Genomic DNA, 26063 nt, shown 5'->3' on the forward strand with positions numbered 1-26063 from the left:
TGACATTGGATTTTTTGGTAATTTCTAAATCAGCATGTGCGGTCGCATTAATAGGAGGAATATCATCCTTATTATTAGATTCATTAGTATCAGTTTCAAAGCTATTCACAACAACCACATTTTCAATCAAACCTGAATAAAAGACCTGGGCAACAATAACTAATTTAGCAGATGAACCGTTAGCCAAATCATCAATCTTCCAAGTAAATCCATCATAACTACCAACAGTAGCATTATACGAAATAAGAGTAAGATAAGGACTTAAAATCTCACTTACATATACACCAGTCGCATTAGACGGACCAGCATTATGAACCACAACCGTAAACTCAACCTTATCAGTAATATTAATTTCACCAGTGACATTTGATGATTTATTGATACTTAAATCAACAATAGGTTTCGCTTCAATAAGAGATTCTGCCCAATTGTTATACGGATTAGTATCATTTTCAAATGAACTTACAACAACAACATTATCAATAGTACCGTTAACAGTAGTCTGAACTTTAATAGTCAAAACAGCAGTTGAATTAACAGTCAAGTTTCCAATATACCAATAACCACCAGTATAATTGAAATAACCTACATTTAAATCATATTTAATTAATTTAAGACTGGAACTCAAAACTTCAGTTACATTAACATTAGTAGCATTAGATGGACCATGATTAACAACAGTAATTGTGTACTCAACGAAATCAGTTACATTAACAACACCTTTCGTGATATTAGATACCTTCGTAATTTCCAAATCAACAACAGGTAAAGCTGTAATATTATCAATAGAAGCATTATTATTTGATTTATTGGTATCATTCTCATTACTAGTTACAACAACAACGTTTGAAATGGTACCATTTGAAATAACCTGTGCCTGAATAATTAACTGAGCAGAAGACTGATTAGCCAAATTACCTATGTAACAAACTCCACTAGTCACATTATAATTACCGCCATAAATAAGATAATCAGTCATATTAAGATAAGGACTTAAAACCTCAGACACAGTCACATTTGTAGCATCACTAGGACCATTGTTTCTAACAGTAATAGTGAATTGAATTATATCAGAAACGTTTACAAATTTGCTTTCCACATCAACATATTTAGTAATTTCCAAATCAACAATCGGCAAAGCAGTAATATTATCTATAGAATCATTATTATTAGATTTATTAGTATCATTATCAAAACTGTTTACGGTAACTACATTAGCAATAGTACCGTTTGAAATAACTTGAGCAACAATAGTCAATGTGACAGTTTCATTGCAGTTTAAATAGCCAATAATCCAAGTATAATTATCATACGTGCCTCTAGTTAGATTATAAGAGATCATAGCCAAGTGAGAATCCAAACTTTCTAAAACATATACTCCACTAGCATTAGACGGACCATTGTTCGTGACGTTTATAGTAAATTCAACATAATCCGTTACATTAACTGCACCTGAAACATTAGATTCTTTGGTAATAACTAAATCCACAATTGCATATGAAACTATTTCAGAAATACTCGCCTTATTGTTTGATAAATCTGTATCATTTTCAAAACTTGTTACAACAACTTCATTTTTAATAATACCAGAGTAGTCAACTATAGCAGTGATATTTAATGTTTTTGTATCTCCAACAGATAAATTACCAATTGTCCAAATATTTCCATCATAAGTAGTACCTTTGCTAGCATTAAATGAAATCAATTTCAAAGCAGGATCTAAAGTTTCATTAACTATGACCTGAGTAGCGTTAGAAGGACCCTTGTTCGTGACAGTGATTGTGAATTCAATTAAATCAGTCACGTTAACAGGACCTGTAGTATTAGATACTTTAGTAATAGCTAAATCAACAATAGGTAAAGCTGTAATGTTATCAATTGTATCATTATTGTTTGATTTATCCGTATCATTTTCATTTGATGTTACATTGACTGTGTTAGTAATTGTACCATTTGAAATAACTTGAGCTTTAATAACTAAAAATACTGTATATTGGCTAGGTAAATAACCTATATACCAAACCCCAGTAGTTACATTATAGTCACCTATCCAAGTGGAATATGAAGTCATGTTAAGAAGAGGACTTAACACCTCATTAACAGTGACGTTTGTTGCATCACAAGGACCATTGTTCTTAACAGCAATGGTAAATTGAATTTCATCAGATACATTTACATATTTGCCCTCAACATCCACATCTTTAGTGATTTGTAAATCAACGATTGGAAGAGCAGTAATATTTTTTATGGAATCGTTATTGTTGGACATGTCAGTATCGTTATCGTATCCATATACAACAACAACGTTTGAAATAGTGCCGTTTGAAATAACCTGGGCGACAATAGTCAATGTAGCAGATTCACCGCCATTCAAATAACCAATATTCCATGTAGTGGATCCGTCATAACTACCTTTCGTAGCATTAGCAGAAATCAATTTGAGATGAGGGCTTAAAACCTCGGAAACATACACTCCACTTGCATTGTTTGTATGTTTATTGTGAACAGTAATATTGAACTCTATTTTATCAGTGACATTAACAAATCCGGATACATTGACAGATTTAGAAATCTCCAAATCAACATCAGTAGATACATAAATGTATGAAATGTTATCATGATTATTTGTTAAATTAGTGTCGGTTTCAGCACTGTATACAATAACCTCATTTGAAATTGGTGTTGAATAGACTGCTCTAGCAAGAATAGTTAAAGTTGCGGATTCGCCAACGTTTAAAATATCAATACCATACCAAGTTGAAGAATTATCATACACCCCTTTAGTAGCTTTGGCAGAACCCAATCTAAGAGAAGGATGTAAAATTTCACTCACATATACGCCAGTAGCATTACAAGGACCGGCATTATAAATAGTGACTGTAAATTCAATTAAATCAGAAATGTTAACTTCACCATGAGTAACATTACTAGATTTATTAATACTTAAATCAACAATCGGCAAAGCAGTGATTGTTTTTTCATCCCAATTATTATAAATATTAGTATCGTTTTCATAGCTGTTTACTTCCACGTAATTTGAAATTGTACCTTGTAAAGTAACATTACAAACAAGAGTTAAAACAGCAGTAGAATTATTTTTCAAATTACCAATATACCAAATGCCTTCAGTGACATTATAATATCCGTCATTAGTAATATTATTAATTAATTTGAAAGATTTATTTAAAATTTCACTTACATTAACGCCTGTAGCATTGCATGGACCATTATTTTTAACTGTGATTGTAAATTCAATTCTATCAGTGACATTGACTGTACTTGCACTGACTGTTTTACTAATTTCTAAATCAACAATAGGTAAAGCAGTGATATTGGCAATACTATCTTTATTATTTGATTTGTTGGTGTCATTCTCATTACTAGTTACAACAACAACATTTGAAATAGTACCATTTGAAATAACTTGAGCTTGAATAATTAACTGTGCAGATGACTGGTTAACCAAATTACCAATATACCAAACACCACTAGTTACATTATAATATCCTGTAGAGTTTAAAACTTTCAATACTTTAAGATGAGGGCTTATAACTTCACTAACAGTGACATTGGTAGCATCACTAGGTCCATTATTGAAAACATCAACAGTAAACTGGATAATATCAGAAACATTTACAAATTTGCTTTCGGTATCAACCTTTTTGGTGATTTGTAAATCAACGATTGGAAGAGCAGTAATATTTTCAATGGAATCGTTATTGTTGGACATGTCAGTATCGTTATCGTATCCATATACAACAACAACATTTGAAATTGTGCCGTTTGAAATAACCTGGGCGACAATAGTCAATGTAGCAGATTCACCGCCATTCAAATAACCAACGTTCCATGTAGTGGATCCGTCATAATCACCTTTAGTGGCATTAGCGGAAATCAATTTGAGATGAGGGCTTAAAACCTCGGAAACATACACTCCACTGGCAGGGCTTCTGAGCTTTTCATGAACGGTGATATTGAATTCGATTATATCACTAACATTGACAAATCCTGAAACATTGGAAGTTTTGAAAATCTCCAAATCAACATTTGTTGTTACATTAATTCTTGAAATATTATCCTTATTATTAGAAAGGTTAGTGTCCTTTTCATAACTATATACAGTTACTTCATTGGTAATGAGACCTGAATACATCACTTGAGCAACAATAGTCAATGTAGCAGATTCTCCAACGTTTAACTTACCAATGCCACTCCAAGTTGAAGAATTGTCATAAACACCTTTAGTAGCATGAGCGGAAAGCACTTTAAGGGAAGGATGTAAAATTTCACTCACATATACACCAGTAGCATTACATGGCCCAGCATTATATATAGTAATATTGAATTCCAGATAATCATAAAGATTTAAAGTTCCAGAAGTTATATTTACAGTTTTATTAATCATTACATCGACAATAGGCAATGCAGTAATATTATCTATAGTATCGTTATTGTTTAATTTGTTAGTATCGTTTTCATAAGAAGTTACACTGACCACGTTGGCAATGGTGCCGTTAGAAATAACTTCACAAACAAGAGTTAAAACAACAGAGGAATAACTGGCCAAATCACCAATATGCCAAATCTTACCATCATAATAACCTACATCAGTAGTATTTGAAGTTAATTTAAGATGTGGGCTTAAAACCTCAGTTACATTAACACCACTAGCATCACAAGGACCATTGTTTTTAACAGTAATAGTAAATTTGATTTTATCCGTGACATTGACATAACCGGATACATTGACATCTTTTGAAATTTCCAAATCAACTATAGGCAATACAGTAACGCTAACATTATCTTTGTTGTTAGTTAGGTCTGTATCAATATCTGCCCCGGTAATATTAACAACATTTAAAATATCTCCTTCAGAGGTGACTTGAGCAACAATCGTTAAGTTATGAACTTCACCCTTGTTTAAAGTGCCAATAACCCAAGTAGCACCATCAAATCGTCCAATGGTTACATTACTTGATATAAGTTTAAGATTTGAGCCTAAAATTTCACTTGCATATACACCACTAGCATTAGCAGGACCATCATTGTAAACAGATATTGTAAACTCAATCATATCAGTAACGTTGACAACGGATTGATTCACCTTTTTAGTGATTTGTAAATCCACATAAGCTTTTGCAAGAGTAGTGATATTATAATAATTATTGGAAAGATTTGTATCGTTTTCATAGCTTGTTACATTAACCGCATTAGTAATATTACCTGAGTATATTACTTCAGCAATGATTGTTAATGTTGCATTAGCACCTTTATCCAATCTACCCACATTCCAGGTTCCATTACTATAACTGCCTACACTAGGATTATTAGAAATCATTTTAAGACGATAGTCTAAAACTTCACCAACAACAACACCAGTAGCATCTGATGGACCATCATTGAATATTGTAATGGTATATTCAATAGTGTCTGTTACATTTACCGTATCTGTAATATTAATCTTTTTAACAATGCTCAAATCAACAATAGGTATAGCTGTGAAGCTGTGTGCGGAAGCGATATTATTTGACATGTTTGTATCGAATCCGTCACCAATTACCCAAACAGTATTAGTTATAGGTCCCCCATGAATTATTTGAGCAGTAATCGTTAATGTTACGGTTTCATTAACATCCAAATCTCCAATATGCCAAGTAGTACCATCATAATCTCCTTTAGATGTTTTATTATCCAGCAATAAAAGATATGGACTTAAAATTTCAGTTACATTTACACCAGTATCCCTAGTAGGGCCGTGATTCGTTACATTTATTACATATTCTATTATTTCAGAAACATTGAGAGTATCTGCAGTAGTATTAACGGATTTTGAAATTTCTAAATCATCTACTGACATTACTCTAAACAAGTTAGAGTCAGTATCGCCCAGCGTGGTTATATTACCTTCATATTTAGCGGTTGCATTATAAAGACCAACAGGCAAATCGAATGTGTGATTTCCCACATAAGTACCGTTGATAACTTCAACTGTGAAATTTGTATGGCCCGTATCATTAAATGTTACTGTAACATTACCGGACAAACTTCCCCATGCACCGTCAGTTAAGGAAATAGAAACGGTTGTACTGTTTCCATAATAAAAGTCATTCACATAAATTTTAACAATAGTAATGTTTGACAAGGTATCTCTTAAATAAGTGTAATATCTATCAGATTCATGTATATATGCAAAATAGTAAACTTCATCATTTTTGGCATTAAATACATATTTTACTGCACCGGAACTGTCAGTTACTAAACGTGAGCTGTTTATAAATTCCCCATTATGGTCATACATCTCTACAGTGACGTTCTGACCTGCCTCACGATCACTTTTTTTAGGCTTGGAATTACACACATCAATACCGTTTTCACTCCAATAAATTACATTGGTGCATGCAATAGCAATCGAATCGCTTTCACACCATATTCCATTTAATAAGTTATCAAATCCAACAAATACTGCACTAGTATAGTTATTTCCTTCTTCATCTACACCAACAATCTTATTTATAAATTTGTTAGAATTTGCCTGATTATCAAGAAGGATAACATCTTTTAAAGTGAAGAATGAAAGAGTGAAAATTGCAGAACCCTGAAATGCAGTATTGTTAACCAAGTCAGTGTTTATGATTTCACTTGATCCACTTTTAGTATTACGATAAATGGCTCCTCCCTGATTTTCAGCAGTATTGTCTCTAAATGAGGAATCATAAATTTTAATCTGAACATTCTGTGCAAATATGGCACCACCACGTTTAGCGCTGTTACGTTCAAATGTAGCATTGTACAATAAAGCATCTCCGCCGACATTGTACATGGCACCACCATCAAAATTAGCAACATTGCCTATAAATGAAGTATTATATACACGAGCCGTTATACCATTAAAGTAATTTGAACCGCCCAAATCAGCATTATTTTCATTAAATGAAGAATTGTAAATATAAGCATTAGAAGTAGAGCCTTTTTTCCAATAAACAGCTCCACCATAAGAAGTTCCACTATCTGTTGTAGCACGAGATCCTATAACAGTGACGTTGTTCATAGTGTTACCATTAAAGTAAATAGCACCACCATAAATATTTCCATTAGTAGTTGAAGCCAATGAATCCACGATATATACATTAGTCAACTCAGATATGGATGTTGAGTAAATTGCTCCACCGCTAGCATCATTTGTTGAATTTTCGACTTTAGTTTGAGAATATTTAATGGATATGTTTTCAACTTTAGGGGAACTTCCAGACCAATAAATAGCACCGCCTTCACCATTGGAAAGGGTATTTGAAATAGTTGCATTAATTAAAGTACCGGCTTTTCCACCCCAATAAATAGCACCGCCTTTGGAATTAAAGTTATCTGATGTGGATTTTGAATCATCAATGATGACATTAGTTAAAATATTGTTGTTAACATTGTTAGTATTTAATATATAAATGGCACCACCATTTGCAGATTTCAAGCTATTTCCAGCATTTGAAGATGATGTAGTTATACTTATATTATTTAAATTACAATATGTACCGGATAAATAAATAGCACCACCATTAGCATCAGTATTATAATTGGCATTGGATGATGAATTGAATATCGTGACGTTGTTTAGATATCCATTGTTTCCTTCCCAGTATATAGCACCACCATTTCCACTTATGGTTTCAACATTTTGAATTGTGACATTAATCAGTGAACAATCTGCACCCTGGGATAAAATAGCTCCACCTCGAGTTATGTTTACAGTTGAGTTTATTATAGCACAATTTGAAATAGTAATGTTTTTATCTGCAATATGAATTGCACCTCCACCATTACCATATTTATCACCGGTTTGGTTACAAAATGAATTATATATGTAACAGTGGTCGATTACAGAGTTTACTGCAGGACCTTCTTTCATCAAAATTGATCCACCACTAAAACCAGCAGTATTTCCGTCAAATGTATTGTTATAAACCCATGAATCACTCATTTGATTTGCAATTGCGCCACCATGTTTTACAGCGGAGTTGTTGTAGAATTGGCAGTTGGATATGGTTAAATTATGGCTGTTACCTCCTTGGTCACCAGTATATAGAGCACCTCCATCACTTGAAGCATGATTATTAATGAATAAACAGTTATTAATTACACTATCTAATGCACGGAACCAGTCAATAGCTCCCCCATGTCTTGCAGATGCAGTATTGTTGATAAATATACAATCTTCAATCAAACCTCCTGAAGATATAACATCACCTACGGACCAAAAAATAGCCCCACCACCTTTCATAGATCCATTACAGTTATTTTTAGTGAATGTACATCCTATAATAGAATCATTACCATGACCACCAACCCAATTAATAGCTCCACCATTAGCTTTTGCATCATTATTGTCAAACCAGGAATAATATACTCCCGCATTATCACCCTCAATATCTAATGCACCACCATCAGTTGAAGTTGCAATATTATTTGTTAAATTACAGTTAGAAATAATTGTATCGTCACCATTAACCTTAATTGCACCTGCGGAACCTGCAGTATTATTTTCTAAATTACAGTAAGAAATAGTTGTGTTCTCACCCTTAATATAAATTGCACCAGCAACAGAAGCTTTTGAATTAGTGAAATTAGAATAAGCTACAGTGGTTTCAATATCATCAATATAAATTGCACCACCAACCAGATTTCCGCTTACAGTACAATTATCAAATCTGGAGTATAAGATATCCGTACTTTCACCATCCACAAATATGGCTCCACCATGATTTTTAGAATAAATATTTTCAAAAACAGACCATTCAATTGTAGCATTATGCCCATTAACGTATATGGCCCCACCATGATTTAATGATGAACTGTTAGCAAATGTGGATGAATTAATAATAGTCTCTTCACCTTCAATATAGATTATTCCTCCCTGACCTGAAAAACTGTTATTGAAATTTGACTCTTCAATGAATGTCCTTGCACCTTTAATGTAAATTGTTCCACCGCGAAGATTATTATTAGTAACCTTATTGTTATTGAAGTTAGATGTGGCTATATGGGTATCCGGACCTTCCACATAAATTGCGCCCCCACCATTGCTTGAATCACTGCCTTTAGCCAAACAATCTTCAATATTGCTTTCTAAAATGTGGGTACCTCCACCTGCAACATAAATAGCACCACCGCTACGTGAGGCATTACAGTCTGTGATATTGGCCTTATCTATTACAGCACCCCAACCATAAAGGTAAATTGCACCACCGCTACGGGCAGTATTCAAATCAAATGCAGAATTCTCAATTCTTACATAATTACCAAATACATAAATGTCTCCACCATCTATAGCACTGCACTGGTTGAAATTAGAATCTTTAATGACTGTATAATGTCCTTCAACATCAATAGCTCCACCACGTGCAACATTGCTTTGACCGGTACATAAAGTGAAGTTTGATTTTTCAACATTTGTATGTTCACCGGCAATATAAATAGCTCCGCCATGGTAGGTCTTTACACTACACTCTTCAAATGTGTTTTCTGAAATATTGGCATAATCTCCTTCAACGTAAATAGCTCCACCATACATTTCAGAAATTATACTTGAGAAATCAGATCCTGAAATACTTGCATTAACACCAGATACATAAATTGAACCACCATTAACTGCTGTACCTTCTTTAAAAGAAGAAGCGTCAATGATACAATTTGAACCACTTAAATATATAAAACCGCCAACATAAGCTTCACTTTTTTCAAAGTTACAGTTCAAAACCTTTGAGTCGCTACCTTCAATATCGATAGCACCACCATGGGCAAAGTTTTTAGTATTTACCTTGTTGTTAGTGAAGTTTGAAAGAGATATGGTGGCATTAATACCTTCCACATAAATTGCACCACCATTCAGTGATGTGGCAGAACAATTTTCAAAAGTGTTTGATGTAATATTAGCATTTTTACCCCATACGGATATAGCACCACCATAATTTACAGCAATTCCATATGCAAAGTCAGAGTTTATAATGGTTGCAGAATCACCATCGACATATATCGCTCCACCGGAACCTCCGGTACCTGCATCATCAGAACCTGTATTTTGATTAAATGAACAGCCGTCTACAAAAGTACTGTTTCCTGAGATATATATGGCACCACCAATAATGGCTCGAGTGTTGTCAATAGTTGAATTGATAATTGATGCTCCATTACCTTCCACGAAAATTGATCCGCCGCTTTGAGAAGCTTTGTTTGTTTTAAATTTAGAAGCATTAATATTTGCATTTGAACCTGCAACATAAATTGCAGCACCATTTAAAGCAGTGGAATTATCAAAAATACAGTTTAAAATATTTACATCATTACCAATAATATATATTGAACCACCATTGTTAATAGCAGTACACCTGTCAAATTCACAGTCTATTACTCTTACATCATCACCTGTAATGAATAAGGCTCCACCATCAACTTTAGAAGAGTCTTTTCCATCATCCATATAAGCTTGACCTAATGAGAAGGTTGATTCGGAAATTGTTACATTTGAACCTGTAAGACAGATTGTCCCACCACGAGTACTTGAAGTATCGTTATCAGACTTATTTGCACTTATTCCCTTATTGTTTATACATGTAATGTTATTGATTATACCATTACTACCCTGCCAGTAAATTGCTCCACCATCATCACCGGCAATATTGTTTTCAAAAGAAGTATTATATAATTTACACCCTATTCCCTCAACATATAATGCAGAACCATCAGAAGCATTACAATTATCAAAGGCACAGTTATTAATTTGTGTATCATTACCAATTATGTATAATGCACCACCACCATTTATAGCAGTACAGTAATTAAACTTAGTATTAGTTATAGTTACATCATTACCAGTAACAAATAGTGCACCACCATCTACCTTTGATGAATCTTTACCTTCATCCATATAAGCAGATGAGTAGGTAAATGAAGAATTAGATAGAATTACATTAGAACTTGTAAGACATAAAGTTCCACCACGAGTACTTGAAGTATCATTAGCAGACTTATCAGCACTTATACCTTTATTGTTTATACATGTTATATTATCAATAATACCATTATTACCTTTCCAATTTAAAGCACCACCATCATCACCAGCAGTGTTATTGGTAAAAGTAGAATCTATTAGATTAACAAAGTCACCATCGACATAAACCGCACCACCATCAAGTGAAGCATTGTTGAAATTAAAAGTAGATGATGAAATGTTAATTAAATTAGCATTTATATAAATAGCTCCCCCATCTATAGCACTGTTATTAATAAAGGTTGAACCACTAATACTTGAAGTTGAGGTTATAGCTGAAGTATCAGCAGCAGCAATATATATTGCACCACCATTCAAAGAAGCGGAATTGTTAATAAATGTTGATCCAATAATTTCAACACTTTCACTGGAGGTTAAAGTAATAGCCGAACCATTAATACCACGAGCATTCTTAAATACAATATTTTTCAAAATCACATGAGCATTATTTGTAATATTGAATATTGATGCGATATTCGCACCATCAATAGCATATCCATTTCCATCAATGATAATACTCTTATTAATATTAATACCATTCTTAAATGCAACATCACTATCAGAGTACGTATAATTCTTATCCAATTTGACAGAATCATTGCTCTGGACTAAAGAATTCAATTGCGTAAATGAATCTGAACTTTCTGTCAAAATCTCATTTTGCGTATCCGATGCTTGCAAACTTGGTGAATCATCCACAACAGATGTTGAAATCGGTGGACTTTCAACATCATCGACTGCACATGCAAATGATATTGTAGACATGAACACCAGGAACAAGCAAATGATAATGATTACTCTATTTTTATTCATATGCTAATACCTTTTAGTTCTATTGTATAATATGCCCATTAAATAAAAAACAATTATACTGTTGTTAATTTATGTTAAATAAATATAAATGTTTTTCTTTTTAAAAAATAAGGTCAATTAAAATCATTTCAGAAAATATTGTGATAAGCTAAACAAAACATTGGAAAATATTTATTGACTAAACAACATTAATGAAATAATATATAAAAAATAAAAAATGATTAAAAAAATGATAATGCGCATAAATAAAACATAAATTATACAATATACTTGTAAACAAAATCAAACTGTTAAAATTTAAAATTAAAAATAAAAGGTTAAATAAGAAAAATAACAATAAAAGTAATACTTTTTCACTAAAAAAAATATTAAATAATAAATATAAAAAAATAAGAAAAAAATATCAAAAAAAATAAAAATTTATGCGATTAAAATTTTCTTAATAGAATAAGAAAAAATCTATTGTAGAAAATATAATTATCATTCAAAATTGATAAGATTTTCCACATCATCATAAACTACATCAAGTCCGCACATTGAAGGAACATAATTTGCAGCTTTAGCTGAGTTGACACCGATTACTTCAAAGCCCATATCTTCTATAGGAGCAACAACCATACAGGTGTCACAAACAACATTTCCACCTGCAGATTCAATGATTTGAGTATAACCCATTCTATCGGCAGTTGCCTTAACAGAAACGGATGTACAAATCCATAATTTGTTTTTAATTGTTTTACCTTCTACAATCATGGCAACATTCTTGATTTCTTCAAGTGAAGCATGAGGACAACCCAAACAGATTAAATCCGGAACACGATCGGTTGTAGTTAGTTTCTGACGGGTTTCTAATATATCCTTATCAGATACAAACATGTAATCTTCGACTTCATCCTTATCTGTTGTGCTCCATTCAGGAGTAACATTTTCCATATGATATAATGCTACAGAACCGGATGATGCAAGAGCTGCACCTAAAGTCTTTAAGTCATTATTGGTAGGAGTGTTTTTAACATTGAAGTAAGGTACTCCACCACCAACGGTTTTTCCAACTATATAACCTAATGCTCCCCAATCCGCACCGGATAATTCAGTATTGACATTGACTATTAAGTTGGCTTTTCTGTTTTCATCCAAGTGGAATCCATAAAGAGGAGTTTTTCCAACAATAGCTGCTGCAAGAGCTGCAGGACCACCTTCACGATTAGTTCTGGCTCCAATTACCGAATTAACATAAGCTACTGCAGATGATTCAGACCATGATACATGATCTCTGAATCTAGGAACATTACCTACAAGATATGGTGTACAGGTACATGTTTTGGAAATTCCAAGTTTTCCATAAGCGTCTACAATCTGATTCTGCTTAATTGAGAATTCCTTTGGAAATCCTAGAGCTTCCCAGTTATCCAAATCAGTTCCCGGAGGATTGAGTGAAGCGTTAATGCCTGAATATTCAAATTCTTCACTGGCCAAATCTTCAAGATACTCCAAACCTGCCTGACCAATAGTTTTGTATGAAACTCCAGATACCTGAGCAGAAGTAATATCAACGAGTTTAGAAGCACCGTAGATATCTCCTAAAGCAACTAAAATATCCATACTTTTACGGATGGTTTCACCAAATTCACCATCACACATCTGTTCTTCTTTTTTTGTTAAAAACATATTAATCATTTTTTAATTGATATTCAATCATTTCATCAAATATATGAAGGAAATTATCCTTACTTTCATAAGGTATCATAGCTCCGGCCGCAATATCGTGACCTCCACCAGTACCGCCGAAATTATTTGAACTGTCGCGCAAAGCTTTTCCGAGGTCAACACCACGTTCAACCATATCCCTAGTAGTTCTACCGGATATTTTAATGTCATTGTGAAGTCTTGACAGTCCTAGCACAGGTTTTGATGAGTCAATTAATTCAACTGAAAGTCCGATACTTGCAATAGTACCCATTACAGACTTTAAAACCTTATCTTCACTATATAAATATTGTGATGAGTTTAATTGAACAGCGCCTTCTCTTTTAACCCATTCTAGACCTTTTACAATTTGATCACGGTATTTACGCTGCAATTCAGTTGCAGTTGACAATGCCTTTTCCCTTTCACCTAAAGAGATGCTTAAACCTAAACCAAATTTCTTGTTCTTACCGCATGCATCTAAGATATATGCATATTCCTCCAAATCCCGAAGCATTGGAATTTCTTTTGGAATCAAATAACAGTCCCCATAAATATCAGGATTTATTTTTATTAATTCTGCTGTTAAAACGTCTTTTTCCTCATCAGCCAAATCAGTGAATTTAATACCATAGGATAAACCAATCTTTTCTAAAAATGCGGTAGCGCCTTCCGGGTCTCCACTAATTCCAGGCAATGGTGGTGTGAATGTATAAGCAAGAGATTTGAACAATGGTTCTGATGCTTTTGAAACTATTTTTAAATCTTCATTAATTTCAAGGTTAGTCTCTTTTGCATCTTCCAAAATTAATTTGTTAACACCATTGAATCCATCTTGGCCTTGCATGTCACCAAAAGCACCTACAAGTGCAAAATAAGCCAAATGCTTTTTATCCAAATCACGAACACATAAATATGCAGAACCTGCTCCAGATAAATCTTTACTACCATCAATTCCAAATAAATGTGGATTTACATGAACCAAATTACTGTCTGCTTCAGTTCCATCCACTTGATGGTGGTCAGCTATAATAACATCACTTTTAAAAGTATTCAATTCGCTTACAAAGGAACTTCCCATATCTGAAAAAATGAATAAATCATGTTGCTCATGTCTGAGCTGATTTATTACATCTTCCTTTAATCTAGGCACTATAGTAGTGTGAAATTGAGCGTTCTCTTCTTTTAAAGCATTCGCTACTACAGCTGCTGCTGATATTCCATCAGCATCATTATGTGAAATTATACGAATAATTTCATCATTTTCAATATGCTCTTTGAGCATGTTACTAGCTTCACTAGCCCTATTTAACAAGGAGTGCTGCTGTTTGTGGATTATATCTCCAACCTTCTGGTAATTGTCCTTCACTTACGTAGTAGGAAGCTAATTTTCTGATTCTTGATTCAATGATAGTTAATCCTCTTTTAGAGTGTAAATCTTTAGGATTTTCTTCTAAGTGATCTCTGATGTTAACTGCTCTTCTGATTAAGTTCATTAAATCTTCTGGGTATTCACCAGCCTGATCATTTCTTTTTAAGATTTCAGTGATTCTTTCACCGGTTACATCTTTAACTTTAGGAATTCCGTATTGGTCTCTTAAGATAATACCGATTTCGGAAGTACTTTTACCTTCTCTGTTAAATTTTAAAATCATTTCTTCAATTTCTTCGTTACTATAAGTTACCCATTCTGGTCTTGCCATAAATAACACCTAATTATATTATAAATTAATCTTGAGTAGTATACCACTCTATAAATTTTTTTAATGAATTTTTTCTATGTGAAAATTGGTTCTTTTCTTCAGTTGTCAATTCACCAAAGGTCTTATGCTCACTAGGCACATAAAATATAGGATCAAAAGCAAACCCTAAATCTCCTTTTTCTTCAACTGATATCTCTCCTTCGACCTTGCCTAAAAAAGTCTTGGGCTCAGAATTGGGGGCGCAGTACCCAATAACTGACCTGAATTCGGCATAACGGTCAGGAACATTATTTAATAACTTTAAAATTCCCTGATTACCTAACGTATCTTGAACATAATGTGAATATGTTCCTGGAAAATCATTTAAAGCTCTAATGAATAAACCAGCATCTTCAACAATCACAGGTCTATTTAGCTCACGGCTAGCATATTTTGCACCAAACATAGCCACTTCCTCAAGAGTTCCCTGAGGTTCCATGTAGCCTAAGTCAATATGCTCAAGTTCAATACCATGAACTTTGAAAATATTCTCTGCTTCTATAACTTTATGTTCGTTACCAGTTATAAATGTTATCATAAAAATAGATTTGAATTAAATTTTTTATATAATTATCTATGATTAATGAGTATACCTTCCGCGATGTTGTATCTCATTAATTTTATCCAATATTTTAGGATTGTCATATCCTTTTAAAACACTGTCAAAATAAGCAATTGCCTTTTCATAATCAATGCTTTGAAGAGATTTCTTTAAAACAAGCAAATCAACTGCCTTGTCCTCATCCAAGTCAGAATATCTTCCCAAACCAAAGTCTAAAAATACCAAATCATCATCTTGAAGCATTATATTTGATGACGTTATATCGCCGTGAATGATGTCGGCTGAATGGAGTTTGGCAATTTTCTGGCCAACTTCAAATGATAACTCCTCATTAATGACCTCTTTAAGCATTACCCCATCAATTTCTTCCATCAATATTGATTTTTCATTTAAATCAACATCATAAAGAATAGGAGTTCTAACACCTGCCCTTTTAGCGTCACTGAGCAATTTTGCCTCAAGCTTGCATCTGGATTTTCTGATTTTTGAATCGATTTCTGGAATTCTATAGTTTTTAGGAATTCTTGCCTTTATGACTGCATTTTCGCCCATGTATGAACTTTTTATAATATTGGACTCGGCACCTTTTGCTATCAAATCATCCGGTAATTTCAAATAGCTTTTGGAATTGTCAATCCATGGAATATCAACTTCATCAGTTCTAAAGCGCTGAATAATACCCGTGTCTGATAAATCCATCGGTCCGAATTCCTTGCACATGAGTAACCCTAACCAGGCAATCATGACCCCATTATCACCGCACAGCTTCATTTCAGGCATGTAGAACTTTGCACCATGCTCTTCAGACATCGTCTTAAGCATTTCTCTTAATCTTGAATTGGCAGACACTCCGCCGCAGAGCATTACCTCATCCTTTTGGGTATGTGATAATGCACGCTCAGTTACCTCAACAAGCATTGCAAAAGCGGTTTCCTGAAGTGAAAAACAGACATCTTCAATATCAACACCTTTTTGGTGCGCCCTTAGTGCTGCAGAGAGCAATCCTGAAAATGAAAAGTCCATTCCCTTTACGACATAAGGAAGATCAATGTAATTTCCTTTTTTGGCCAGCTTTTCAATAACAGGACCTCCAGGATGACCCAAACCGGTTTCACGACCGAACTGATCAAGACAGTTTCCAATAGCAATGTCTAAAGTTTCACCAAAAATCCTATAACGGCCGCTTTCATATGCAATAACCTGACTGTTACCTCCACTTACATATAATGACACGGGATTTAAAGCACCAGTATCCAGTTTGCCTACCTCAACGTGTCCAATACAATGATTTACACCAATAATAGGTTTTTTAAGTGATAATGCAAGTGAACGTGCAGACGTTGCAACAATTCTTAATGCGGGACCCAGTCCAGGACCCTGTGAAAATGAGATTAAATCTAAATCAGAGTAGTTTATTCCCGCATTTTCAATAGCTTGAGGAATAAGTTTAGGAATCCATTCTGCATGGTGTTCAGCAGCAATTCTTGGATGAATTCCGCCTTTTTCAGGATATAACTGGCAGCCTTCCATAGCCAAAATATTTCCATCACCGTCAACAATACCCACACCTGTTTTTTCTGCAGTTCCTTCAATTCCCAAACATATCAATTAAATCAACTCATAATAATTTAAGGTTTAATAGATATTTAAAGATATCAAATTTTGATGTAAAAATTATTTAATTAATGAAAACATAATTCAATACATGGGATTTTATAACACTAATACTGTAGAGGAAAAAAGAGTAAATAAGTTAACTGGAGATATTCACATTAATGATGCCTTTAAGGAAGAAACTCAAAAAAGAGGCATTCCCATTTATGATGCATACAACATTCAAAAGAGATTGTATCATGAAGTTGAACAGGAGATGCTTGTTGGCGAAGAGGCTGTTGATAATCGTTTAATGGAGCTTTTAGAAGAGAAAGGTAAAAAAGAAGTATCACATAATTACATCACCGAGATGTCATTTGAAGACGGGAAAAGCAAAGGAATGATTCCGGCTAGGCCGAAAGAAGCTCCTACCAGAAATGAACTGCTTGACAGTATCCCTCCAAGAGCAAGGGACGGCAAAACATTCAACAGAAAACCTGATAAAACAACATCCGATTATCTGAACAGAATATTTTTACAGAATCAAAAAATTATCAATCAAAACAAAAGAGTTATAGAATTATTAGAAAAAATTGAGGAAAAATTATGATAGAAGGAATTACAACTTACGGATCTACAGAATTGATGGAGTATTTGGCTGAAGTAATTGATCCGGTATTTATTTGTACAATAGGAACAACAGAAACCTCATTAATACCTGGTTTATCAGGTGCAGGCGCATCAGCAGAACTGACTGAATACACCCCTGCAGCAGATTCCGAATTAATGGTTTTAGGTCATGTTGAGTGTATGGAAGAAATTCCACAGACTGTTGTCGGAAAGGCAGCGGCCCCGACACCGGCAATGCTTACAAAAGCATCCCTTGAAATAGCTGATATCCCATTTATTATTGCAGATGCAGGTTGTAAAATCAAACCTCACATTGAATGTATGCACCTCGGAAAAGATTATGGAAGAGACATAAGAACCGGAAAAGGTGTTTTAAACCCATTGGAAATTTATGAAAATGCTCGTGAATTAGGTGCTGAACTTGCAAGACGCCACCCGATGCTGATTATTGGGGAAAGTATTGCTGCAGGTACAACCACCGCATTAGGAGTTTTAAGAGCATTGGGCTATGATGCAAATGAAAAAGTCAGCGGAAGCATGCCTCACAATCCTCATGACATGAAAACTAAAATAGTCGATGAAGGACTTGAAAATGCAGGTTTAAACCCTGAAACAGACAATATCGATGGCTTACAGGCTATCGGTGCTGTTGGAGACCCTACATTAGCAGCCATAACAGGATTTGTTTTAGGCGTTGACGGCCAAATTCCTCTCATATTGGCCGGAGGAACACAGATGGCTGCAGCATGCGCTGTTATAAAATCAATTAAACCAAATTTTGACTTTTCAACAATAAATCTTGCAACGACCGTCTATGTTGTAGGCGATGAAACTGCTGATTTGATAGGTCTTTTAAAGCAGATTGACGATGACATAACACTTCACTCCGTTGACCCTAAATTTGAAGATTCAGACCATGACGGATTGAAAAATTATCTTGACGGTTTTGTAAAAGAAGGAGCAGGTGCCGGAGGAGCAATGTTTACTGCATTGGCCCGTGGCATTCCTTTAGAAAAGTTAAGAAAAAAAATAGAAAGAACATGTAGTTAATAATAACTACATTTTATTATTTTTAAAATATATGGGCAATTGAACCCATAAATACTACTATACCAACTATCCAACAGTAGTAAGAGAATATATCCAAACTTTTATTTTGGATTAAATCAAGCAGCCATTTAATAGCCATATAACCTGAAACGAATGCTGCAATAAATCCTAGAATAATGGCAGCACCATCTCCACTCATTGATAATCCGATGTCTTTTAGCTGCAGTACAAATGCACCGAAAATAGCCGGTATTGATAATATGAAACTGAATTTTGCTGCAAATTCCTTGTCAAGACCCATTACTAAACCTGCTGCAATGGTTGTTCCTGAACGGGATAACCCAGGCATGATTGCGCAGGCCTGACCTAATCCCATGAATAATGACTGGAACCATCCCATATGGGACATGTCAATTTGTCCTGAAGCCATTCTTTGTGAGAGGTATAATATTGTACCAGTTACAAATAAAAAGAATCCCGGAACATACAATGCGCCTGCAAATAATGCGTCCACCTGACTTTCAAAGAATACTCCGGCAAGACCTACCGGAATTGTAGCTAAAATTACATACCATGCAAGTCTTTTATATGGATCTGCATAAAATCCTTCCTTGAATCTATGTTGCAATAAGTCTCCAACACTTAACAGCCATGCACGTATCATTTTATAAATATCTGCACGGAAAAAGATTAAGACTGCAAGCAGAGATCCCAAATGAAGAAAAGTATCGAAAGCAAGAGAACTTTCAACACCCAAAATATTCTGGATAAATATTAAGTGTGCAGAACTACTGACCGGTAAAAATTCAGTTAATCCCTGAACAATACCGATGATAATTCCCTGAAGAATATCCATTTTCTACACCTTAGATATAATCTAACCAACCGTATTTGTCTTCGATTTTACCTTCAACAATGTCAAAGAATGTGGATTGTATTTTCTCAGCAACCGGACCTCTTTTTCCAATTCCTATGGTTTTACCATCAATTGATCTGATTGGAGTTACTTCAGCAGCAGTTCCGGTGAAAAATACTTCATCAGCTAAATATAATCTTTCACGAGTAATTGTTTCTTCAATAACTTCAAATCCTAAATCTCCAGCTACTTTAATAATTGAATCACGAGTAATTCCTTTTAAGTTTGAAGATCCAAGTGATGGAGTGTGTAAAACACCATCTTCTACTAAAAATATGTTTTCTCCACTACCTTCAGAAACATAACCTGTATAATCAAGCATGATAGCTTCATCATAACCATGTTCAATAGCTTCGAGTTTAGCCAATTGGGAGTTCATATAGTTAGCTCCACATTTTGCCATAGCAGGAAAAGTGTCCGGAGCAGGTTTTCTCCAGGATGAAACACCTATATTAACACCGTTTTCCATTCCTTCTTCTCCAAGGTATGATCCCCATTCCCATGCAGCTATAACTACATTAACAGGACAGTTTAAAGGATTTACACCTAATTCACCATAGCCTCTAAATACAATAGGGCGTATGTAACAGGAAGTCAAACCGTTTTCCCTTACAGTTTCTTTTATCGCTTCTGCAATTTCTTCTTCAGTATATGGAATTGGTATTTTGTATATTTTCGCAGAATCAAATAATCTTCTTACATGTTCTTTTAAACGAAATACTGCAACACCATTTTCATTGCTATATGCACGTATACCTTCAAAAACACTTGTTCCATAGTGGACTACGTGAGAAAGTGAGTGAATTTTTGCATCTTTCCAATCAACTAATTCTCCGTCCATCCATACTTTACTTGCTGTATCATCCCAAGCCATATTTATCACATCTTTTTTTCTAAATAATTATATTAGATTTATTTTTATTTATAATTTTTCAACGAAACACTTATATATTATCAAAACCATAATATAATTTGTTGGTTCCGTGGTCTAGTGGTATGATACCTCCCTTACAAGGAGGGGATCACGAGTTCGAGTCTCGTCGGAACCACTACTTTTTTTATTATTTTACTTATAATTTTTAACAAAATTTTTTAAATTTGTATGAAATTTAGTTTAATCAAAAGTAAATAAATTATAAATTTTTTCTAGATTAATATTGATTAATATAAAATTAATAAATATTTTTAAACAATGTTTAATATATTGTAAAAATACTTTTATATCATATAGCATGATTAAATAATAAGATTTAAATAATTTTCTAACCATATTTATTATTACAAATATAGGAGATATTTAATATGGTAGTTAAAATTGCTATTATAAAAAGTGGTAACATTGGTACTTCACCAGTTATCGATTTGTTGTTAGACGAAAGAGCAGACAGACCAAATATTGATGTTAGAGTATTTGGATCTGGAGCAAAAATGAACCCAGAACAAGTAGAAGACGTTGTTCCTAAAATAGACCAATTTGAACCTGATTTCGCAATCTTCATTTCACCAAACCCAGGTGCACCAGGTCCTGCAAAAGCAAGAGAACTCTTATCTGAAAAAGATCTCCCTGCTATTATCATTGGTGACGCACCAGGTAAAGGTAAGAAAGACGAAATGGACGAACAAGGTCTCGGTTACATTATCGTAATGTCTGACCCAATGATTGGTGCAAAAAGAGAATGGTTAGACCCAACTGAAATGGCTATTTTCAACGCAGATATCTTAAAAGTATTAGCAGAAACCGGAGCATTAAGATTAGTACAAAAAACTATCGACGGTGTAATCGCTGCTGCTGATGCTGGAGAAGCTATCGAATTACCAAAACTCATTATTACTGCTGAAAAAGCTGTTGAAGCAGCTGAATTCGCTAACCCATACGCAAAAGCTAAAGCTATTGCAGCATACGAAATGGCTGGATCTGTCGCAAACTTAGACATGAAAGGTTGTTTCATGACCAAAGGATTCGAAAACTTCATTCCTTTAGTTGCTGCTGCTCACGAAATCGCTGCAGCTGCTGCTAAATTAGCACAAGAAGCAAGAGAATTAGAAAAATCAAACGACACTGTTTTAAGAACTCCTCACATGAAAGAAGGAAACCCAGGTCGTAAAACTGATTTAATCTCAAAACCAGAATAAGTAGATTCATTTCTACTTATTTTTTAACTTTTTTTTAAAAACTTACTAAAAATAAGAATAAATAATGGAAAATTTCCATTGATTTATAAAACTCCTTTTGTTGATGGTATTTGGTCATGTTCTATTTTTACAGCATCTTTTAGAGCTTTTGCAAATGCCTTAAAAATAGCTTCACATTTATGGTGGTCATTTACACCCTGAACTTCACCGTAAATGTTCAATTTGGCTGAGGATGCAAATGATTCAAAGAAATGAACTACAATATCTGCAGTCATGTCTCCGATTTTTTCATTTTTGAAGTTTAAGTTCATGTTACAATAGCTTCGTCCACTTATATCTATTGCAACGGTAGCAACAGATTCGTCCATAGGCACGATTGCATGAGCCATTCTTTTAATACCTACTTTTTCACCGATAGCTTCACTGAAAGCTTCGCCAAGTAAAATTCCAACATCTTCAATTGTATGATGATCATCGATGTCAATATCCCCTATAGCTACCACATCTAAATCAACCATACTGTGTTTTGAAAATGATTCCAACATATGATTAAAGAAATTTATTCCGGTTGAAATATTATATTTTCCAACCCCGTCAAGATTCATTTTAATTTTTATATCTGTCTCGGATGTTTTCCTTTCAACATTAGCCATTCGACTCATGACAATAACCTTCCAAATAATTAATTTTTCCTTAAAGCATTCAGTCCTTTGGACCGTCCCTTATGATTTTAATGCAATCTGTAGGGCATTCCATTGCACATAGTGTACAAACATGACAATATCTTAAATCCAATATACGTGCAACGTTAGTAATTTTCCAAATTTTAGCTGCTTTGGGGCAAATCTCATAACATTTACCGCAGCCGATACACTTAGACTCATCAACATCAATTTGTAACATGAACTCACCGACAAATTATAACTTCAAAGTAGCCACAGACATCGCTTTAAATCCAATATATATCTCTTTACCAATAGTGAGATTCAATTCTTTTTCAGCAGACACAGTAATATCGGAATAGATATTTACTCCTTCAACGTCCACATTAACGCGAATAATCTCATTATTGAGTCTCATTTCGACAATAGTACCCTTAATTATATTACGGATACTGGACTTTTGCGGTTCAAGCATCAAAAAGATATTATCATAACTGATTAATGCCAAAACCTTATCTCCAACAACGTAGTTCTTATTTAAAGGAATGTTAACATCGAAACTACTCATTCTAACAGTCATTACCCCTTTTGACTCATCAATGGCTAAAACTTCAGCTTCAATTTCATTAACATCCTTATGAAGTTCCATAATTGCATTAATTTTTTTACATTCTTTTAAAATAGAATATCCTTCTTCGGTTAAAGTAGTGCCCCCACCACCACCTTTACCTCCTTTAGAAGTGCTTACAATTTTAACTTGCAAGTTTGATTCTATTTTGTCGATATAGTTAAGTGCTGTCCTATAAGAAATTTTAACCAATTTAGCAGATTCCGTTAAGGAACCGGTATCTAAAATAGATTCAAGTAGCTGATATTTTTTGCTGTCCAGCAGGAAAGAATTACCATCCACATTAATCTTATATTCAACACCCGCTCTTACATCAGTCATATTATAATCCTCCAAAGATATATAACATGAAATGTTTTGTTTTTTATATAAAATAAGATTTACTATTATTTATTTCTAAATTCCAATCTTTCAACAAAATTAAGAAGTTTATTAGCAATAGTTGAAACGGGACCGAATTTTGAAGATAACTCCCTAAGGGATGCGATATCCTCTTTTGTGAAAAATTTGACTAAAATCAATGCAAAGAAATAGACAATCATACAGGCAATGATACCCGGGAATAACCATAAAGCAGTTTTAGGAATGAAATATGCAACAATACCCATGATTAATGATGCTACTGTAATTTTAATAAGGGGCAATAGCTGGAATTTTGCCTTAGTTAATTTAAATACAAAATAAACTACAGGAATCATCATCAACAGACAACCGATTGTAGTACCAAGAGCACCCCCCGCAATTCCCATGTTAGGAACTAAAAGCCAGCACAAAAGACCTGTTGTAATGGAACCGAAAATTAAAATGTACATTGGAATACGTGGATTACCAATACCCTGAACAATACTGGTTGAAATGGAAAATATTGAATAGAATGTCATACCAATAGCCAAAATAGCTAATGCAGAAGCCCCTGCAACATATTCCGGTTTAGCGAAATACAATACCCTTAATGTAGGAGCTGCAAACAATGCAAGTCCAACACACATCGGTATAACAAAGAGTAATGAATATTTATATGACTCGTTAACATATCTCTGCAATGTAGGAATGTCTTTAACTTTAAAAGCTTCAGAAGAAGCAGGCAAAATCGTTGTTGCAACGGAAATTGAAATCATTAAAGGTAAACGGGCAATAGGATCTGCCGCTGCAAAAAATCCAACAGCATCCAATGTTAAAAATTTACCCATAATAATAGTACAAATATTATAAATAAGCATTTCAGCAATAGCGGTTATAATGACGGGAATAGAAAATTTAACTAATGTTCCGGCAAGTTTTAATTGTTGTTTTGTTGTAAAGACAAAATCTGGACTAGGTTCAGGAATATATTTAGGCATGTAAACTTTAAAAATATAAACCGCAGAAAAAGCAGCCAGTGAATAACCTATAACGGTACCCCATAGCGCACCGACAGTGGACAAACCAATTAAAACAAAGGCGGTTGCAAATAAAATCATGAAAAGCTGTTCAATAGCACGGGTATACAAAATATACTCCATTTTATAAACACCCTGGAATGCTCCCCTAAATGCTCCTAAAACTACACTGAAAGGAGTGATAAGTCCAACAATCTGCAGCGGAACTAAAGCAAGAGGCTTATGTAAATAACTATAAGCCAACCATGGGGCCACGACAAAAATCATTAAAATTCCTAAAAACAAACCTAAAAATACCATTATTTTTAAAGCCGTGTAAATGGTCTGTCGGGCCATATCATACTCATCAACAGCATTGTATTCAGCAACATATTTTGCAATTGCCGGAGGCAAACCTCCTGCTGCAAGAGTTTGAAAAATTCCCTGAAACGGCAAGGTAAGTCCTAAAACACCATACATAGTAGGTCCTAGAAGCATAGCCATTAAAAAACGGTAAACATATCCGCCAATACGGAATATTATATTACCTGCAAAAATTATTAAACTACCCCTAATTAACTTACTTGCCATGATATAACCTAAAAAAATTAGTTATTATTACTTTAAATTTAATATAATATATAAATGTAATGTAAAGTATTTAAATATATTTTCTTAAAAAATTTTCAAATTCCATTAAAGTCCGATCCAATGATTCCATACCATACTCATCTTTTTTAATGTCATCCAAACTGTCTTTTGACCAGAAGGATGCGCCTAAATTAGATCCGAACGGCCCTCCACTAACAGGAATTATTCCATGAATCATAAAGTAAGTAATATTTTTTAAATGGGCAAAATCAGCGCCACCGGTTCTGTCTCCGCCAACAGCAATGCTCATGCCTATTTTTCCCCTTAAAAGATTATAGTCAATTGCCTCCAATGCACGGGTTCTATCCATAATAGCTGCAAGATTGCTTGAAATGCCCCCGCTTTGAACAGGAGTGGCCAAAATTATCCCGTCGGCTTCCTGTAAATTTTCATAAACGTGAGACATGTCATCATCAATAATACATTTTTTATTCACTAAACAGTAATCACAGTGCATACATGCTTTGATTATCTTTCCGGCACATGAAAATAGTTCAGTTTCAAAATCATTATTTTCCAATTTATTCAATGCATTTTTAATAACATATTCTGTTGTACTGGCTCTGGGACTTCCACAAATTCCAAAAACTTTCATTTCAAA

At 34.0% G+C, this 26063-nt stretch carries 16 protein-coding genes and 1 tRNA gene; 4 read left to right on the forward strand and 13 right to left on the reverse strand.

The annotated features are described in order from the left end of the window. From ACKI44_RS06490 to ACKI44_RS06515, 6 genes are all read right to left on the reverse strand, one after another. On the reverse strand, positions 1-11851 hold an 11851-nt coding region (locus ACKI44_RS06490; protein ID WP_407422700.1), incomplete at its 3' end, for a hypothetical protein. A gap of 480 nt (positions 11852-12331) precedes the next feature. Beyond that, the gene (locus ACKI44_RS06495; protein ID WP_407422702.1) at positions 12332-13519 is read right to left on the reverse strand and encodes an aconitase X; all 1188 of its coding nucleotides are present in this window, start codon (positions 13517-13519) and stop codon (positions 12332-12334) included. A gap of 1 nt (position 13520) precedes the next feature. Further along, a complete protein-coding gene (locus ACKI44_RS06500; protein ID WP_407422704.1) occupies positions 13521-14852 on the reverse strand; it encodes a DHHA1 domain-containing protein in 1332 nt (443 codons plus the stop codon). Next, the gene (locus ACKI44_RS06505; RefSeq protein ID WP_407422706.1) at positions 14842-15240 is read right to left on the reverse strand and encodes a 30S ribosomal protein S15; all 399 of its coding nucleotides are present in this window, start codon (positions 15238-15240) and stop codon (positions 14842-14844) included. The genes ACKI44_RS06500 and ACKI44_RS06505 overlap by 11 nt, the downstream gene beginning before the upstream one ends. 25 nt (positions 15241-15265) lie before the next feature. Then, positions 15266-15817 (reverse strand): XTP/dITP diphosphatase, encoded by a 552-nt coding sequence (locus tag ACKI44_RS06510; RefSeq protein ID WP_407422708.1) that lies wholly within the window; start codon positions 15815-15817, stop codon positions 15266-15268. A gap of 42 nt (positions 15818-15859) precedes the next feature. Continuing rightward, a complete protein-coding gene (locus ACKI44_RS06515; protein ID WP_407422710.1) occupies positions 15860-17449 on the reverse strand; it encodes a bifunctional N(6)-L-threonylcarbamoyladenine synthase/serine/threonine protein kinase in 1590 nt (529 codons plus the stop codon). A gap of 97 nt (positions 17450-17546) precedes the next feature. Between ACKI44_RS06515 and ACKI44_RS06520 the strand changes: the two genes are divergently transcribed. Continuing rightward, positions 17547-18044 carry a hypothetical protein gene (locus ACKI44_RS06520; RefSeq protein WP_407422712.1) on the forward strand — a complete coding sequence of 166 codons (498 nt, stop codon included), beginning with the start codon at positions 17547-17549 and terminating at the stop codon, positions 18042-18044. Continuing rightward, a complete protein-coding gene (gene cobT / locus ACKI44_RS06525; RefSeq protein WP_407422714.1) occupies positions 18041-19114 on the forward strand; it encodes a nicotinate mononucleotide-dependent phosphoribosyltransferase CobT in 1074 nt (357 codons plus the stop codon). Before ACKI44_RS06520 ends, cobT begins: the two co-directional genes overlap by 4 nt. Positions 19115-19136: 22 nt before the next feature. Here the strand turns inward: cobT and uppP are convergent, their stop codons facing one another. Together uppP and ilvE are read right to left on the reverse strand one after the other, a co-directional pair. Then, positions 19137-19970, reverse strand: coding sequence for an undecaprenyl-diphosphatase UppP (gene uppP, locus ACKI44_RS06530; protein ID WP_407422716.1), 834 nt, complete (start codon positions 19968-19970; stop codon positions 19137-19139). Positions 19971-19980: 10 nt separating this feature from the next. Further along, positions 19981-20904: a branched-chain-amino-acid transaminase gene (gene ilvE / locus ACKI44_RS06535; protein WP_407422718.1), complete on the reverse strand. Its 924-nt coding sequence runs from the start codon at positions 20902-20904 to the stop codon at positions 19981-19983. Between the two features lie 103 nt (positions 20905-21007). On the opposite strand from ilvE, the gene ACKI44_RS06540 reads away from it, so the two are divergent. Together ACKI44_RS06540 and ACKI44_RS06545 are read left to right on the forward strand one after the other, a co-directional pair. After that, a tRNA-Val gene (locus tag ACKI44_RS06540) sits at positions 21008-21079 on the forward strand. 253 nt (positions 21080-21332) lie between these two features. Beyond that, complete coding sequence (locus tag ACKI44_RS06545) at positions 21333-22163, forward strand: F420-dependent methylenetetrahydromethanopterin dehydrogenase (protein ID WP_407422720.1); 831 nt, start codon at positions 21333-21335, stop codon at positions 22161-22163. 83 nt (positions 22164-22246) lie between these two features. On the opposite strand, the gene hisB is transcribed toward ACKI44_RS06545, so the two are convergent. The 5 genes from hisB to ACKI44_RS06570 all read right to left on the reverse strand — a co-directional run bounded on the left by hisB (position 22247) and on the right by ACKI44_RS06570 (position 26057). Next, a complete protein-coding gene (gene hisB / locus ACKI44_RS06550) occupies positions 22247-22825 on the reverse strand; it encodes an imidazoleglycerol-phosphate dehydratase HisB (protein WP_407422722.1) in 579 nt (192 codons plus the stop codon). Between the two features lie 40 nt (positions 22826-22865). Next, positions 22866-23066 carry a 4Fe-4S binding protein gene (locus ACKI44_RS06555; protein WP_303737564.1) on the reverse strand — a complete coding sequence of 67 codons (201 nt, stop codon included), beginning with the start codon at positions 23064-23066 and terminating at the stop codon, positions 22866-22868. A 15-nt stretch (positions 23067-23081) separates the two neighbouring features. Then, the gene (locus ACKI44_RS06560) at positions 23082-23774 is read right to left on the reverse strand and encodes a TOBE domain-containing protein (RefSeq protein ID WP_407422725.1); all 693 of its coding nucleotides are present in this window, start codon (positions 23772-23774) and stop codon (positions 23082-23084) included. Between the two features lie 65 nt (positions 23775-23839). Further along, on the reverse strand, positions 23840-25402 hold the full coding sequence (locus ACKI44_RS06565) for an oligosaccharide flippase family protein (protein ID WP_407422727.1): 1563 nt from the start codon (positions 25400-25402) through the stop codon (positions 23840-23842). Between the two features lie 70 nt (positions 25403-25472). Beyond that, entirely contained in the window at positions 25473-26057 is a 585-nt protein-coding gene (locus ACKI44_RS06570) for a flavodoxin family protein (RefSeq protein ID WP_407422729.1), read from the reverse strand. Positions 26058-26063 lie beyond the last annotated feature (6 nt).

The sequence above is a fragment of the Methanobrevibacter sp. genome, from assembly GCF_045646205.1.
Lineage (GTDB): Archaea > Methanobacteriota > Methanobacteria > Methanobacteriales > Methanobacteriaceae > Methanocatella.